General features: G+C 74.5%; 16 protein-coding genes and 2 tRNA genes. 9 read left to right on the top strand and 9 right to left on the bottom strand.

All coding sequences use genetic code 11. From position 1 onward, the window contains the following. Positions 1–72 precede the first annotated feature (72 nt). Positions 73–801 (top strand): glucose 1-dehydrogenase, encoded by a 729-nt coding sequence (locus AB0O29_RS07500; RefSeq protein WP_365147545.1) that lies wholly within the window; start codon positions 73–75, stop codon positions 799–801. Next, complete coding sequence (locus tag AB0O29_RS07495; RefSeq protein ID WP_365147611.1) at positions 798–1850, top strand: alpha/beta hydrolase; 1053 nt, start codon at positions 798–800, stop codon at positions 1848–1850. Before AB0O29_RS07500 ends, AB0O29_RS07495 begins: the two co-directional genes overlap by 4 nt. Here AB0O29_RS07495 and AB0O29_RS07490 read toward each other — a convergent pair. Further along, a tRNA-Ser gene (locus AB0O29_RS07490) sits at positions 1813–1886 on the bottom strand. The two genes, AB0O29_RS07495 and AB0O29_RS07490, sit on opposite strands and share 38 nt — an antisense overlap. A gap of 30 nt (positions 1887–1916) precedes the next feature. Further along, positions 1917–1991: transfer RNA gene (locus tag AB0O29_RS07485), tRNA-Ala, on the bottom strand. 67 nt (positions 1992–2058) lie between these two features. On the opposite strand from AB0O29_RS07485, the gene AB0O29_RS07480 reads away from it, so the two are divergent. Then, the gene (locus tag AB0O29_RS07480; RefSeq protein ID WP_365147542.1) at positions 2059–2388 is read left to right on the top strand and encodes a hypothetical protein; all 330 of its coding nucleotides are present in this window, start codon (positions 2059–2061) and stop codon (positions 2386–2388) included. 248 nt (positions 2389–2636) lie between these two features. After that, positions 2637–3362: a class I SAM-dependent methyltransferase gene (locus tag AB0O29_RS07475; RefSeq protein ID WP_365147539.1), complete on the top strand. Its 726-nt coding sequence runs from the start codon at positions 2637–2639 to the stop codon at positions 3360–3362. Here the strand turns inward: AB0O29_RS07475 and AB0O29_RS07470 are convergent. Together AB0O29_RS07470 and AB0O29_RS07465 are read right to left on the bottom strand one after the other, a co-directional pair. Then, on the bottom strand, positions 3329–4447 hold the full coding sequence (locus AB0O29_RS07470; RefSeq protein WP_365147536.1) for an acyl-CoA dehydrogenase family protein: 1119 nt from the start codon (positions 4445–4447) through the stop codon (positions 3329–3331). The two genes, AB0O29_RS07475 and AB0O29_RS07470, sit on opposite strands and share 34 nt — an antisense overlap. After that, positions 4447–5592 carry an acyl-CoA dehydrogenase family protein gene (locus AB0O29_RS07465; protein ID WP_365147533.1) on the bottom strand — a complete coding sequence of 382 codons (1146 nt, stop codon included), beginning with the start codon at positions 5590–5592 and terminating at the stop codon, positions 4447–4449. Before AB0O29_RS07465 ends, AB0O29_RS07470 begins: the two co-directional genes overlap by 1 nt. Before the next feature lie 61 nt (positions 5593–5653). On the opposite strand from AB0O29_RS07465, the gene AB0O29_RS07460 reads away from it, so the two are divergent. The 5 genes from AB0O29_RS07460 (at position 5654) to AB0O29_RS07440 (ending at position 10583) form a co-directional block, all read left to right on the top strand. After that, on the top strand, positions 5654–6460 hold the full coding sequence (locus AB0O29_RS07460; protein WP_365147530.1) for an SDR family oxidoreductase: 807 nt from the start codon (positions 5654–5656) through the stop codon (positions 6458–6460). A 78-nt stretch (positions 6461–6538) separates the two neighbouring features. Continuing rightward, positions 6539–7126 carry a TetR/AcrR family transcriptional regulator gene (locus tag AB0O29_RS07455; protein WP_358896994.1) on the top strand — a complete coding sequence of 196 codons (588 nt, stop codon included), beginning with the start codon at positions 6539–6541 and terminating at the stop codon, positions 7124–7126. 29 nt (positions 7127–7155) lie between these two features. Beyond that, the gene (locus AB0O29_RS07450) at positions 7156–8313 is read left to right on the top strand and encodes an acetyl-CoA C-acetyltransferase (protein WP_365147527.1); all 1158 of its coding nucleotides are present in this window, start codon (positions 7156–7158) and stop codon (positions 8311–8313) included. A 270-nt stretch (positions 8314–8583) separates the two neighbouring features. Beyond that, complete coding sequence (locus AB0O29_RS07445; RefSeq protein ID WP_365147524.1) at positions 8584–8787, top strand: cold-shock protein; 204 nt, start codon at positions 8584–8586, stop codon at positions 8785–8787. 119 nt (positions 8788–8906) lie between these two features. Next, positions 8907–10583, top strand: a complete 1677-nt coding sequence (locus AB0O29_RS07440; RefSeq protein WP_365147521.1) for a DEAD/DEAH box helicase — start codon at positions 8907–8909, stop codon at positions 10581–10583. A 75-nt stretch (positions 10584–10658) separates the two neighbouring features. Here the strand turns inward: AB0O29_RS07440 and AB0O29_RS07435 are convergent, their stop codons facing one another. The 5 genes from AB0O29_RS07435 to AB0O29_RS07415 are packed head-to-tail and all read right to left on the bottom strand — an operon-like array spanning position 10659 to position 15050. Further along, positions 10659–11594: a tyrosine-protein phosphatase gene (locus AB0O29_RS07435; RefSeq protein ID WP_365147518.1), complete on the bottom strand. Its 936-nt coding sequence runs from the start codon at positions 11592–11594 to the stop codon at positions 10659–10661. A 28-nt stretch (positions 11595–11622) separates the two neighbouring features. Continuing rightward, positions 11623–12705: a nitronate monooxygenase gene (locus tag AB0O29_RS07430; protein ID WP_365147608.1), complete on the bottom strand. Its 1083-nt coding sequence runs from the start codon at positions 12703–12705 to the stop codon at positions 11623–11625. Between the two features lie 16 nt (positions 12706–12721). Further along, entirely contained in the window at positions 12722–13450 is a 729-nt protein-coding gene (locus AB0O29_RS07425; RefSeq protein WP_365147515.1) for a CoA-transferase, read from the bottom strand. Further along, a complete protein-coding gene (locus tag AB0O29_RS07420) occupies positions 13447–14298 on the bottom strand; it encodes a CoA-transferase (protein WP_365147512.1) in 852 nt (283 codons plus the stop codon). The genes AB0O29_RS07425 and AB0O29_RS07420 overlap by 4 nt, the downstream gene beginning before the upstream one ends. Beyond that, positions 14295–15050, bottom strand: a complete 756-nt coding sequence (locus tag AB0O29_RS07415) for an enoyl-CoA hydratase family protein (RefSeq protein ID WP_365147509.1) — start codon at positions 15048–15050, stop codon at positions 14295–14297. Before AB0O29_RS07415 ends, AB0O29_RS07420 begins: the two co-directional genes overlap by 4 nt. Between the last annotated feature and the right edge of the window lie 14 nt (positions 15051–15064).

Below are 15064 nucleotides of genomic sequence, written 5' to 3'. Positions count from 1 at the left end.
CTAGAAGTATTTCGATTAGTCATATGGCGTGCGGGTGTGACGGGCAACTCCCGCCTTGCGCATGGAGGAAGCGTGATCTCGCTGGACGGGAAGGTCGTCGTCATCACCGGTGCCGGCCGCGGGCAGGGCGCCGAGGAGGCCCGGCTGTGCGCGCGGGCCGGGGCGCGGGTGGTCGTGACGGACGTCCGGGAGGAGGAGGGCCGGGCGGTCGCGGCGGAACTGGGCGGCCGGGGGCTCTTCGTACGGCACGACGTCACCGACGCGGGCAGCTGGGCCGGGGTGGTGCGGGAGGCGGTGGCCGCCTTCGGGACGGTGTCGGCACTGGTCAACAACGCCGCCCTGTGGCGCACCGCGCACATCGAGGAGCAGAGCCCGGAGGGCTTCGAGGAGCTGCTGCGGGTCAACCTGCTGGGCCCGTTCCTCGGCATCCGGGCGGTGGCCCCGGTGCTGCGGGCGGGCGGGGGAGGCTCCGTCGTCAACGTCTCCTCCACGGCGGGGCTGGTCGGGATCCCGGGCCACGCGGCGTACGGGTCGACGAAGTCGGGGCTGCGCGGGCTGACCCGTGCGGCGGCGCTGGACCTGGCCGGGGACGGGATCCGGGTCAACTCGGTGCACCCGGGCGCCATCGACACGCCGATGGTGGCCGGCGCGGTCGGGGGGCGGGACTGGTCGCACGTGCCGCTGGGGCGGATGGGGCGGCCGGAGGAGGTGGGGGAGCTGGTGCTGTTCCTGTGCTCGGAGGCCTCCTCGTACGTGACGGGGGCGGAGTTCGTGGTCGACGGGGGGATGACGGCGCGATGAGCGGGGACGCGGTGAAGGGGGACCGGCTGTCGCCGGAGGCGCGGCGGCTGTGCGACGCGATGTCCGCGTCCTTCCCGGGCCCCGGGGACGTGACGGCCCTGCGGGCGGCGGTGGCCGCGTCCGGCGCGGAGCGGCGCGGGGCGCCGGGGGCGGAGGCGCCGGGCGGGGCGGAGGTGGTGGTGGACGGGCGGCCGTCGCCCGGCGGGCGGGGGCGGGTGGAGGCGAGCGGGGCGCCGTGGCCCGGGGAGGTGTGGGAGGGGGTGGGTTCCGGGGTGCCGGTGCGGGTCTACGATCCCGCGCCGGGGGAGCGGGGGCGGGTGCTCGTCGTGTACCTCCACGGCGGGGGCTGGGTGATGTGCGGGCTCGACACGCACGACGCCCTGTGCCGCGAGCTGGCCGCGGCCTCGGGGGCGGTGGTCGTCTCGGCCGGCTACCGGCTGGCCCCCGAACACCCCTGGCCGGCGGCGGCCGACGACGCGCTGGCGGTGCTGCTGTGGGCCCGGGCCGAGGCGGACCGGCTGGGCTGCGACGCCGGGCGGGTGGTGGTGGCGGGGGACTCCAGCGGGGGCAACCTGGCGGCCGTCACCGCGCTGCGGGCGCCGGAACTGGTCGCCGGCCAGCTGCTGGTGTACCCGCCGCTGGACGCCTCGATGGGCTTCGAGTCGGTGGCGGCGTACGGCCGGGGCCACTTCCACACGGCCGCGCACATGGCCTGGTACTGGGACCAGTACGGCGGCGACCCCGCCCATCCGCACGTCTCGCCGCTCCGCGCGCCGGACCTGTCCGGGCTGCCGCGCACGCTGATCGTCCTGGCCGACTGCGACCTGCTGCGGGACGAGGGGCTGGAGTACGCGCGCCGGCTGGGGGAGGCGGGGGTGGACTGCGAGGTCCGGCTCCACCCGGGGGTCTTCCACGGCTTCCTCGGCCTGCCGCTGCCGGCCGCGGTGGCGGCCCGTGCGGGGGCGGCGGCCTGGCTGGCCGGTACGGGGCGGCGGGAGCGGGGGCAGGGGGACGGGGCGGCCGGATTCGAACCGGCGTCCTCCTCCTGAGCAGGGAGGCGCAACGACCTCTGTGCTACGGCCCCGTCCTTGCGGACGATCGTAGACGAGTAGGGGGGCGGGGTGGCCGGATTCGAACCGGCGTCCTCCTCCATGCTGTGTAGGCGCACTGCCTCTGTGCTACGACCCCGCCCTTGTGTTCGATCTTAGGCGGATCGGGGGCGGGTGCGCACGCGGGTTTCCCCGGCATGATGTGTCCATGCCTGGATTCCTCCTGCGCAACTGCCTGCTCCTCGCCGTGGAGTTCGGGGCCGCCGCACTGCTGCGGGATCCCGCGACTCCGTGGATCCCCGTACTGCTGGCGGTGTTCGTGGCCGGCTCGGCCGTACCGCACGGCACCGAGGCGGAGTTCGCGGCCCGGTTCCTCGTCGCGCTCACCGCGGTGGGGGTCGCGCGGGTCGGGGCCACGGTGTGGGAGGGGGACGGGGTGCTCGCCCCGGCGGGGCTCGCGGTGCTGCTGGTGCTCCAGACGGCCGTCCTGCTGCGGCTGTCGCTCCGGGGGCGGGTGCGACGGCGGCGGCGCCGCTGAGGGGGTGTCTCCCCGCCCCGCCCTTTCTCCGTTTCCCGGGGCGAGCCCCGGACCCCGGACGTGCGCTCCGAGCCCGTGCGCTCAAACGCCGCGCGGGCTATTCATGGCCTCGCCGGCGTTTGAGGCGCGGGGTCTGGGGCGGAGCCCCAGGGAACGGGCGAAGGGCGGGTAGGGGATCCCGCTCCGCGCAGCGGCCCCGGCGGGATAAGCGGTCGTCAGGGGTGGGTGGGGCTGCGAAGAATAGGGGGATGACGACTCGTGCCCGGTCCTTCGACGCCGCCGCAGCCCTCTACCACGCCTCCCGCCCCGGCTACCCCGACGCCCTGTTCGACGAAGTCGAGGCGCTCACCGGCACCCCGCTGCGCGGCGCCCGCGTCGCGGACGTCGGCGCCGGAACCGGCATCGCCAGCGCCCTGCTGCACGCCCGCGGCGCCCGGGTGCTCGCCGTCGAGCCCGGCGACGGCATGGCCGCCGAGTTCCGCCGCGCGCACCCCGCCCTCCCGGTCGTGCGCGGCGACGGCGACCGCCTGCCGCTCGCCACCGGCGGCTTCGACCTCCTGACGTACGCCCAGTCCTGGCACTGGACCGACCCGGCCCGCTCCGTCCCGGAGGCCCGCCGCGTGCTGCGCCCCGGCGGGGCGCTCGCGCTGTGGTGGAACGACCTGGACCCTTCCGTCCCCTGGATCGCCGAGCAGGACGAGCGGATCGCGCGGCTGTTCGGGGTGCCCGCAGGCCTCCAGCCGCGCGAGGATCCGCAGGAGCTCGGCCTCACCACCCGCGAGGTCCGCTGGTCGCGCCGGATCCCGCTGGACGCGCACCTCGCCAACCTCGCCAGCCACTCCGCCTTCCTCCTCCTCGGGGAGCCCGGCACCCGGGAGTTCACCGGGGCCGAGCGGGCGCGGCTGCTGGAGCTCTTCCCCGACGGGACCGTCGAGGAGGCCTACGTGGTCACCCTGCGCGTGGCCGTCGTCTGAGGCAGCCGGCGCACCACCTCCGCCCGGCACTCCGCCGGACCGCCCCACGCGTCGCGCAGCGGCCGGGCCTTGCGCAGCCACAGCGACAGGTCCAGCTCCTCCGTGTAGCCGACCGCGCCGTGCAGCTGGAGGGCGGTGCGGGCGGCCGCGTACGCCGCCTCGCCGGCGGTCAGCTTCGCCGCCGCGACGTCCGCGTCCGACAGGGACAGCGCCGCCGCCCACAGCAGCGGCCGGGCGAACTCCAGCTCCAGCAGGGTGTCGGCCAGCCGGTGCTTGACCGCCTGGAAGCTCCCGACGGGCACCCCGAACTGGGTGCGCTGCTTCACGTACTCCACCGTGCGGGCCAGGAGCGCCTCGCCGACGCCCAGGCACTGGGCCGCCGTCAGCAGCCGCGCCCACCGCGCGGCCGCCCCGGCGGCGGCCGCCACCGCCGGACCCGCCGCCAGCGCCTCCCCGCCCGGCTGGGGAACGTGCAGCCCGCGCACCGGATCCAGCGAGGCCAGCCGCTCCCCCCACCCCGCCGCCAGCCGCAGCTCGACGGCCCCCGATCCCGGGGCCGCGCCCAGGGTCGCACCGGGGGCCCTTGCCCCGTCCGCACCGGAGGCCCCCGCCCCGCCCGCGCCCGGGGCCGCCGCCCCAGCCCCCGTCACCGTGAAGCAGTACCCCGCCGCGTCCGTGTCCAGGGCGTACGGGGAGCCGGCCGGGAGGGTCAGGGTGGCCGGGGCGGTGCCCTCGATCAGGGCCGGGAGGAAGCGTTTCGCCGGGCCCTCCTCGCCGAGCCGGGCCAGCTCCCCCAGCAGTACCGCCGCCGCGGCCGTCTCCACCACCGGGCCCGGCACCCCCGCCCGCCCCAGCTCCACGAAGCCGAGCGCCAGCTCCACCGGCAGCGGCCCCAGCCCGTCGTACGCCTCCGGCGCGGCCAGCGCCCACAGGCCCGTACCGGCCAGCCGGGACCACAGGGCCAGCCCGGGCCCCCGGTCCCCGGCCGCCCAGGCCCGGGCGGTCGCCGGGACCTCGGCGGCGCCCAGCAGGGAGCGCAGGGTCCGGGCGAATTCGGACTGTTCCCCGGTCGGCAGGAAGCGCATCAGCGGCGGCCCTTCGGAAGGCCGAGCAGCCGCTCGGCGATGATGTCGCGCTGGATCTCGTTCGTCCCCGCGTAGATCGGCCCGGCCAGCGAGAACACCCACGGCTCGGCCCACGGCCCGTCCGCCAGCTCCGCGTCCGGACCCAGCAGGTCCAGGGCCGTCTCGTGCAGGGCGATGTCGTACTGGGACCAGAACACCTTGTTCAGGCTGGACTCGGCGCCGATCTCCCCGCCCGCCGCGAAGCGGGTGGCCCCGGCCCAGGTGAACAGCTCGTAGGCGCGCGCCCCGACCACCGCGTCCGCGACCCGGTCGCGCAGCGCGGTGTCCGCCGGATCCCCCTGCTCCCGCCACAGGGCGGCCAGCCGGCCGGCGGCCGCCAGGAACCGGCCGGGGGAGCGCAGGGTCAGCCCGCGCTCGTTGCCGGTGGTCGACATCGCGATCCGCCAGCCCTGCCCCGGCTCCCCGATCACGTCCTCGTCGGGGACGAAGACCCGGTCCAGGAAGAGCTCCGCGAAAGCCGGCTTGCCGTCGAGCCGGCCGACGGGCCGTACGGTCACGCCCGGCGCGCGCAGGTCGAACATCAGGTACGTCAGCCCCCGGTGGGGCTTCCCGGCCTCCGGGTCGCTTCGGAAGATGCCGAAGGCCCGGTCGGCGAAGGCGGCCCGCGAGGACCAGGTCTTCTGCCCCGACAGCAGCCAGCCGCCCCCGGTGCGCTCCGCCCGGGACCGCAGCGAGGCCAGGTCGGAGCCCGACTCCGGTTCCGACCAGGCCTGCGCCCAGACCACCTCGCCGCTCGCCATGGACGGCAGCACCCGCGCCCGCTGCTCCGGCGTGGCGTGGTCGAAGAGGGTCGGGGCCAGCAGGCTGATCCCGTTCTGCGAGACCCGGCCGGGCGCGCCCGCCGCCCAGTACTCCTCCTCGAAGACCAGCCACCGCTCGATGTCCGCGCCCCTGCCCCCGTACTCCTCGGGCCAGGACACCGCCGACCAGCGGTCCGCGTACAGCTCGGCCTCCCACTCCCGGTGCGCCGCGAAGCCCTCCTCCGTCTCCAGCGAGGGCAGCGGGCCGTCCGGCACGTGCGCGCGCAGCCAGGCCCGGGCCTCGGCCCGGAAGGCCGCCACCTCGGGGGAGTGGTCGAGATCCATCAGCCGTCCGCCTCCTTCGGGAGCCTTCCCTAACAAGTGTTTGGTAGGTTAACGTACGGCCATGAGCAGCGTCGAGGAGTTCCGCAACGAGGCGCCCGCGTACGTCCCCGGCCACGGCCTGCTGCGCGGCCGCACCGCCGTCGTCACGGCCGCCGCCGGCGCCGGGATCGGCGGGGCCACCGCCCGCCGCTTCCTGGAGGAGGGGGCCCGCGTGCTGATCGGCGACGCGCACGCCCGCCGCCTGAAGGAGACCGAGACCGCCCTCGCCGCCGAGTTCGGCGCGGACCGGATCGCCTCCCTGCCCTGCGACGTCACCGACGAGGACCAGGTCCGGGCCCTCTTCGCGCACGCCGAGCGGCTCCACGGAGGCCTCGACGTCCTCGTCAACAACGCCGGACTCGGCGGCACCGCCGACCTCGTCGACATGACCGACGAACAGTGGACCCGCGTCCTCGACGTCACCCTGAACGGCACCTTCCGCTGCACCCGCGCCGCCCTGCGCGCCTTCAGGGACTCCGGCCGCGCGGGCGTCATCGTCAACAACGCCTCCGTCGTCGGCTGGCGCGCCCAGACCGGGCAGGCCCACTACGCCGCCGCCAAGGCCGGGGTGATGGCCCTGACCCGCTGCGCGGCGCTGGAGGCGGCGGAGTTCGGCGTACGGGTCAACGCGGTCGCCCCGAGCCTGGCCATGCACCCGCACCTGGTGAAGGTCACCAGCGAGGAGCTGCTCGCCGAGCTCACCGCCCGCGAGGCCTTCGGCCGGTACGCCGAGCCCTGGGAGGTCGCCAACGTCATCGTCTTCCTGGCCAGCGGCTACTCGTCCTACATGACGGGCGAGACGGTCTCCGTCAGCAGCCAGCGCGCATAGGCCGAGAATGGGCCCGTGCCAACGAACGAACCGACCGCAGAGCCGACCGCAGAGCCGCGCGCGAAGAAGAAGCCTCAGGTGAGCGCCTCGCCCGAGCGGCGCCGGGAGCTCCTCGACACCGCCGCCGAGGTCTTCGCCGCCCAGGGCTACAACGCCACCACCGTCCGCAAGATCGCCGACGCCGCCGGGATGCTCGCCGGCAGCCTCTACTACCACTTCGATTCCAAGGAATCGATGCTCGACGAGATCCTCTCGGCCTTCCTGAACGAGCTGTGGGACGGGTACGACACCGTCCTCGCCGCCGGCCTCGGCCCCCGGGAGACCATCGAGGCCCTCGTCACCGAGTCCTTCCGGGAGATCGACCGGCACCGCGCCGCCGTCGCGATCTACCAGAAGGAGGCCCGCACCCTCTCCGCGCAGCCCCGCTTCCACTACCTCTCCGACTCGCAGGTGAAGTTCGAGAAGGCCTGGCTGGGGACGCTGGAGCGGGGGGTCGCCGCCCGGGTCTTCCGGGCCGACCTCGACATCCGCCTCACCTACCGCTTCGTGCGCGACACGGTGTGGGTCGCGGCGTCCTGGTACCGGCCGGGCGGACAGCACAGCCCCGAGGAGATCGCCCGCCAGTACCTGTCGATGGTGCTCGACGGGATCGCCGTACGCCCCTAGAACCCCGCAGCCAGCAGAGGAGCCCCCCGATGCCCGAGGCCTACATAGTCGGCGCCGTACGCACCCCCGTGGGGCGGCGCGGCGGCGGCCTGTCCCAGGTCCACCCCGCGGACCTGGGGGCGCACGTCCTCAAGGCGCTCGTCGAGCGCACCGGGGTGGACCCGGCCGCCGTGGAGGACGTGGTGTTCGGCTGCCTCGACACGGTGGGCCCGCAGGCCGGGGACATCGCCCGGACCGCCTGGCTGGCCGCCGGGCTGCCCGAGGAGGTCCCGGGGGTCACCGTCGACCGGCAGTGCGGCTCCTCCCAGCAGGCCGTGCACTTCGCCGCCCAGGGCGTGCTCTCCGGCACCCAGGACCTGGTCGTCGCCGGCGGCACCCAGAACATGTCGATGATCCCCATCGCCTTCGCCTCCCGGCAGGCGGCCGAACCCCTCGGCCTCACCGAGGGCCCCTACGCGGGCTCGGCGGGCTGGCGCGCCCGCTACGGCGACGCCCCCGTCAACCAGTTCCACGGCGCGCAGCTCATCGCGGAGAAGTGGGGGATCTCGCGGCGGGACATGGAGGAGTTCGCCCTCACCTCCCACCGGCGGGCGGTCCGCGCGATCGACGAGGGCCGCTTCGAGCGCGAGACCGTCCCGTACGGGGACGTACGGGTGGACGAGGGGCCGCGCCGCGACACCACCCTGGAGAAGATGGCCGGGCTGAAGCCGGTCGTCGAGGGCGGCACGATCACGGCCGCCGTCTCCTCCCAGGTCTCCGACGGCGCCGCGGCCCTGCTGATCGCCTCCGAACGGGCGGTCGCCGAGCACGGCCTCACGCCGCGCGCCCGGATCCACCACCTCTCGGTGCGCGGCGAGGACCCGATCCGGATGCTGTCGGCCCCGATCCCGGCCACCGCGCACGCCCTGAAGAAGACCGGCCTGACCCTGGACGCCATCGACCTGGTCGAGATCAACGAGGCCTTCGCCCCCGTGGTGCTGGCCTGGCTGAAGGAGACGGGCGCCGACCCCGCCCGGGTGAACGTCAACGGCGGTGCGATCGCCCTGGGCCACCCCCTGGGCGCGACCGGCGTGAAGCTGATGACCACGCTCCTGCACGAACTGGAACGCACCGGCGGCCGCTACGGGCTCCAGACCATGTGCGAGGGCGGCGGCCAGGCCAACGTGACGATCATCGAACGCCTCTGAGCCGGCCGCCCGCGCGGGGCGCGGCGGGGCGGGGCCGCGCACAGGCCCGGCCCCGCGCCGCGCCGAGCACACTGAGCCCCCAGGGCTCTTTGATCGCTGCCATCCGCAGATTGAAGCAAGACCCCGGCAAGGTGTGCTAGCTTGGTGGCGTTGCAGTTGTGGTACCCATGAACTTTATGTGCGCCTGACGGGATTGCTCCGCAGGCGCTTTTATTGTTTTTGCCGGAATCTCCCGGATGGGGCCCTTGCCGCCTACTCAGGAGATTCAACATGGCTAACGGCACCGTGAAGTGGTTCAACTCGGAAAAGGGCTTCGGCTTCATCGAGCAGGACGGCGGCGGCCCGGACGTCTTCGCCCACTACTCGAACATCGCCACCTCTGGCTTCCGTGAGCTCCAGGAGGGCCAGCGCGTGACGTTCGACGTCACCCAGGGCCAGAAGGGCCCCCAGGCGGAGAACATCCTCCCCGCCTAATTTCCTCAGCATGCCGGGGTCCGCGCCGCGAGGTGCGGGCCCCGGCTTGTCTGCTGTCTCGACCTTTGTTTGCACCTGCCGGTTCTAGGACGGTGCCGGTTTCAGGAGGGCTTTCTCGCATGACCAGCTCCAGCTCCGCACGACCCAGCCGCCGCCCCACCCGGGGACGAGGAGCGGCCCAGGGGCGTCCGAAGGCTGGTGCGGGACGGCAGAAGTCCGCCCCCGCCCCCCGGCCCCAGGAATTCACCATGCCCGAGCCGACCGTCCCGGCGCTGCCGGCGATCGCCGCGTTCGAGGACATGGACATGCCCGAGGCGCTGCTGAAGACCCTCGCCGCCCAGGGCGTGACCGAACCCTTCCCGATCCAGGCCGCGACCCTGCCGAACTCCCTCGCGGGCCGTGACCTCCTCGGCCGCGGACGCACCGGCTCCGGCAAGACCCTCGCCTTCGGCCTGGCCCTGCTCGCCCGGACCCACGGCCGCCGCGCCCAGCCCAAGGCGCCGCTCGCGCTGGTCCTCGTACCGACCCGCGAGCTCGCCCAGCAGGTCACCGACGCCCTGACCCCGTACGCCACGGCGGTCAACCTGCGCGTCGCCACCGTCGTCGGCGGCATGTCCATCAACCGGCAGGCCGGCGCCCTGCGCCGCGGCGCCGAGGTGCTCGTCGCCACCCCCGGCCGTCTCAAGGACCTCATCGACCGCGGTGACGCCGACCTCTCGCAGGTCTCGATCACCGTCCTCGACGAGGCCGACCAGATGACCGACATGGGCTTCATGCCGCAGGTCACCGCCCTGCTCAAGCAGGTCGAGGCCGGCGGGCAGACCATGCTGTTCTCGGCGACCCTCGACAAGAACGTCGACCGGCTCGTCAAGATGTTCCTGACCGACCCGGTCGCCTTCTCCGTCGACCCGTCCGCCGGCGCGGTCAGCACGATGGAGCACCACGTCCTCTACGTCATGGACGAGACCGACAAGAAGGCCGTGGCCACGCGCATAGCCGCCCGCGACGGCCGGGTCATCATGTTCGTCGACACCAAGCGCGGCGTCGACCGCATGGTCAAGAAGCTCCTCGCCGAGGGCGTGCGCGCCTCCGGCCTGCACGGCGGCCGCTCCCAGCCGCAGCGCAACCGCACCCTGGACTGGTTCAAGACCGGCGAGGTCACCGCGCTGATCGCCACCAACGTGGCCGCGCGCGGCATCCACATCGACGACCTCGACCTGGTCGTCAACATCGACCCGCCCACCGACCACAAGGACTACCTGCACCGCGGCGGCCGCACCGCCCGCGCCGGCGAGTCCGGCAGCGTGGTCACCCTGGTCCTGCCCGACCAGAAGCGCGACATGACCCGGCTGATGTCGGACGCCGGGATCTCCCCGCGCACCGCGCAGATCAAGTCCTCCGACGAGGAGCTCGCCCAGCTGACCGGCGCCCGCGAGCCCTCCGGCATCCCCGTCGTGCTGGAGGTCCCGCAGCCCGCGCAGCCCAAGGCGCGCACCGGTTCGGGCTCCGGCTCGGGCTCCTCGCGCCGCCGCTCGGGCGGCGGCCAGCGCTCCGGCGCGGCCGGCGCCCCCGCCACCGGCGGCCGCGGCCGCCGCTCCGGCGCCTCCGGCGGCACCGGCCAGGCCCCCACCGGCTCCGGCTCGGGCCAGTCCCGGCGCGGCCAGGGCGGCCAGGGCTCCGGCTCCGCCGGCCAGTCCCGGCGCGGTACGGGCGGCTCCTCCGGCGGCGGCGCGGCCGCGGCCTCGGCGCGCAGCCGGGTCGGCTCGGCCGGCCAGGGCCGGCGCCGGGCGGTCTGAGACCCCCGCACCCCCTGAAACGACGTGAAGGCGCCGGGCGGAACACCGCCCGGCGCCTTCACGTTTCCCCGGGGGTCAGCGCACCAGCTTGTCCTGCAGCTTCGACAGCGTGCGCAGGTCCAGGCCCAGACCGTCGGTCAGATAGCCGTAGAAGCTCCCGTAGTCGGCCTCCATCCGCGTCGTCGCGGCGTCCAGGTAGTCCTGGCGGACCTCCTGGAGCGGGATCAGCAGGTCCGGGTTCTGCATCCGGCCCGACTGCTTGAGACCCGCCCGGACCTGGGCGTCGTACGCGGCCCGGAAGGTGTTCGAGGCCAGGTAGTCGCTCTCGGCCGTCTCCTTCGGCACGGCCAGCGCGCGCAGCAGGACGTAGCTCATCCAGCCCGTCCGGTCCTTGCCGGACGTGCAGTGGTAGAGCAGCGGGCCCTGGTTCCCGTCCGCGATCTCCCGCAGGGTCGCCGCGAACTGCGCCCGGTTCTCGGGGCTCGTCACGAACGTGCGGTAGACGTCCCGCATGTAGGCCTCGGCCCGCCCGCCGCCGAGCATCTGCTCCTGCTTGACGGGGTCGCCGCTGGATATCGCGCCGACCAGGGTGCCGTACAGGCCCAGGTCGCTGACCGGGCGGGAGGTGGCGGTGAGCCCCGGCGGCAGCCTGTCGGCGCCGTCGTACTGGAGCTCCAGCGGAATGCGGAAGTCTACGGCCTTCGTGAGGCCGAGACCGGCGACGGTGGTGATGTCCGCCGCGGTCAGCTTGCTCAGGGCGTCGGAGCGGTAGACCAGCCCCTGGCGGACCCGGCCGCCGGTGTACGTGTAATACCCGCCGACGTCCCGGAGGTTGACGGCGCCCTGGAGGGGGATCTGCCGGATCGCCTGGGACGGCGACTGGAGCTGGTGGTGCCTGGTACGGGCCGCGGCTGCGGGAGCCGCCGCCGCGTACGCGGCGGCGGGCAGGGTACCGACGGCGAGCGCGGCGGCGGTCACCGCGGTCGCCAGGCGGATGCGGGCACGTCTCATACGGACGACTCCTGTGACGGAGAAGGGATCACCCTGGTGGTGGCAGGGTGCCGAGCGGGTGCGGACCGGACGCGTGCAGCCGGTCCAGCACGGCGTGCGCTTCGGCCATGACGCGGTCGACGAGCTCCGCGCACGACGGGAGGTCCTCGATCACCCCCGCGACCTGGCCCGATGCCATGACACCGAGGTCCGTACGGCCCTCGACCATGGACGCCTTGAGGAGCATCGGGGTGTTCGCGGCGAGCAGGACCTGGCTCCAGGACAGGTCCTTGCCGTGCTTCATGGCCAGGCCGTCGCGCACCATCCGGGACCAGGACAGCCCCGACAGCCGCCGGAACCCGGCCGCGTGCCGCACCGCCCGCGCCAGCGCCCGCGCACGGCCCGCCCGTTCCAGGGAGGCCACCAGCTCGGTGCGCAGCATCCGGTGCGGCAGCCCGTCCACGGCGGTGGTGACGGTGACGTCCTTGACGGTCGCCTTCAGGTACTCGGCCTTGACGGCGTCCGGGACGGTGGAGTCGGAGGTCAGCAGGAACCGCGTGCCCATCGCGATGCCGGAGGCCCCGTACGCCAGGGCCGCGACCAGCCCGCGCCCGTCGCGGAAACCGCCCGCCGCGACGACGGGGACGTCCACCGCGTCGACCACCTGCGGCAGCAGCACCGTCGTGGCCACCTCCCCGGTGTGGCCGCCGCCCTCCCCGCCCTGCACGATCACCGCGTCGGCGCCCCAGGCCGCGACCTTCTCGGCGTGCCGGCGGGCCCCCACCGAGGGGATCACCACCACCCCCGCGTCCTTCAGCCGGGCGATCAGCTCCCGGGACGGGGCCAGCGCGAACGAGGCCACCCGCACGCCCTCGTCGATGATCAGCCGGACCCGCTCGGCCGCGTCCCCGGCGTCCGCCCGCAGGTTGACCCCGAACGGCGCGTCCGTGCGGGAGCGCACCTCCTGGACCGCCGCCCTCAGCTGATCGGTCGTCATCGTCGCCGAGGCCAGGATGCCCAGCGCGCCCGCCTCGGCCGCCGCCGACACCAGGCGCGGGCCGGCCACCCAGCCCATGCCCGTCTGCACGATCGGGTACCGGACCCCGACCAGCTTGGTGAACGCCGTGTCCAGCTCCTTCGCCGCCATGTCAGCCCCGCACCTCCCGCTCGCGCAGGCCCTCGGGGTCGATCACCTCGCGGATCAGCCGCAGCTCCTCGGCGGAGGGCTCGCGGGTGTGCGGGACGTCGGCGGCGACCGCGAGCTCGAACCCGGTGGCCGCGCGGACCTCCTCCACCGTGACCCCGGGGTGCACGGAGGCCAGCCGCATCGAGCGGCCGGGGCCGGTGAAGTCGAAGACCCCGAGGTCGCTGACCACGCGCGGCAGCCGGTGGAACCGGGACGCCGAGGGGCCGGCCGCCTCCGCGCGGTCGTACCCCACCCCGCTGACCATGTCGACGCGCTCGACGAACACCCTGGGGGAGTGCCGGGGCACCCAGTAACTGACGGGGTTGTTGAGGGTGTTGACCGGGGCGCCGCGCACTCCGAGCAGCTGGCGGGCGGGCCGCTCCCAGTCGCCGACGCAGGAGATGTTCTGGTTGCCGTACCGGTCGATCTGGCTGGCGCCCATCATCACGTGCCGCCGCCCGCCGGTGACCATCGCCAGGTGGCGGCGGTACGGGAGCCAGCCCTCGACCGTCCCGTCCAGGCCGACCAGCATGGCCTCGCCGTCGGTCAGCAGCAGGTCGGGGGAGAAGGTCCGCTTGGCCAGCCGGGCCCCGAAGGCGGGGATCGGGCCCATCGGGCTGGCCAGGACCTCCCCGTCGCCGCGCCAGGCCTCGGCGCACGCGATCACGCAGTACTCGGCGCGGGTGGTCATCGCTGCTCCTCCTGCCAGGTCCGGACGGCGCTCTGGTAGTCGTGCTCGCCCGCCCCGGAGAGGAAGCGGGCGGCGAACTCGGGCCAGGGGGTGGTCGCGTACAGCCTCTGGAAGGCCTCGTCCCGGCCGTAGTCGGGCGCGCAGGAGGTGAAGTGCGCGCCGTTCGGGGTCTCCACCACCCCGGTGACCGAGTGCCGGCTGACCAGCAGGGACTGCGGGGGGCCGGACTTGGCCAGCTCGGCGCTCTCCACCAGCTGCTCGCAGGAGACGTACGCGGTGTCGGCGGCCTCGCAGAAGAGGTCGTCGAAGTACGGGTCGGGGCCCAGGTACTGGCCGTTGCCGAGGCGGTCGGCGCGGTTGAGGTGGACCAGGGCGGCGTCCATGCGCAGGGCGGGGACGGCGACGAACTCCTCGCCGTCGTCGTACGGGGAGGTGACGGTGCGCAGCTCCGGGTTGACCCGCATGACGTCGGAGCCGAGGCCGGCCCGGACGGGGAGGAAGGGCAGGCGGTTCGCGGCGGCGTGCAGGCCCCACATGAACATGGCCTCGTCGTACTCGGTGAGGGTGAGGGAGCCGCTCTCGCGGGCGGCCCGGAAGTGCGGCTCCAGCGGGACGGAGTCCAAGGTGGCGAAGGGGGCGATCAGGCGGCGGATCCGGCCGGCGGCGGCGAGCAGCCCGACGTCGGGGCCGCCGTACGAGACCACGGTGAGATCGGTGATCTCGGACCGGAGCAGTGCCCGCACCAGGGCCATCGGCTTGCGCCGGGAGCCCCAGCCGCCGATGCCCAGGGTCATCCCGCTGCGCAGCCGCCCGACGACCTCGTCGGGGGTCATGGTCTTGTCCGTCACGGGGTTTCCTCCTGTCCCTTCCCGAAGGTGTCGCGGACCCGGTCGGCCACCCCGCTGAGGTTGGCCTCGAAGGTGAACCCCTGCTCGAAGCGGTAGCTGCGGCGCACGTCGACGGGGTCGATGCCGTTGATGGCGGCCTTGGCCAGCCGGATGAGGGTGCCGTCCTTCTTCGCGATCTCGGCCGCCAGCTCCAGGGCGGCGGCGGACAGCTCCGCACGGGGGACCACCCGCCAGACCGAGCCGTGGGCGTGCAGTTCGGCGGCGGTGGCGGTGCGCGAGGTGTAGTAGAGGGCGCGCATCAGGTGCTGCGGGACGAGCCGGGCCAGGTGGGTGGCGGCGCCGAGGGCCCCCCGGTCCAGTTCGGGCAGCCCGAAGACGGCGTCCTCGGAGGCGACGATCGCGTCCGCGTTGCCGACGAGGCCGATGCCGCCGCCCAGGCAGAAGCCGTGCACGGCCGCGACCACCGGCACCTCGCACTCGTAGACGGCGGCGAAGGCCTCGTAGCAGCCCCGGTTGGCGCCGACGAGCGCGGCGTGGCCGGCGTCGCGCTGCATCTCCTTGATGTCGACCCCGGCGTTGAAGCCCCGGCCGCCGGCCGCCAGGACCACGCAGCGCACCTCGGGGTCGCGGCCGGCGGCGCGCACGGCGTCGGCGAGCTCGTACCAGCCGTGTACGGGGAGGGCGTTGACGGGCGGGAAGTCCACTGTGACGAGTGCGATGCCCTTGTCCGGGCTGGAGGTGGAGACACCCATGAGCGGATCAGCTA

It is taken from the genome of Streptomyces sp. NPDC089915, from assembly GCF_040684675.1.
In the GTDB taxonomy this organism is placed as follows: domain Bacteria; phylum Actinomycetota; class Actinomycetes; order Streptomycetales; family Streptomycetaceae; genus Streptomyces.
The sequence above is the reverse complement of the archived record's forward strand: the minus strand, read 5'-3'. Positions and strand labels throughout refer to the sequence as shown.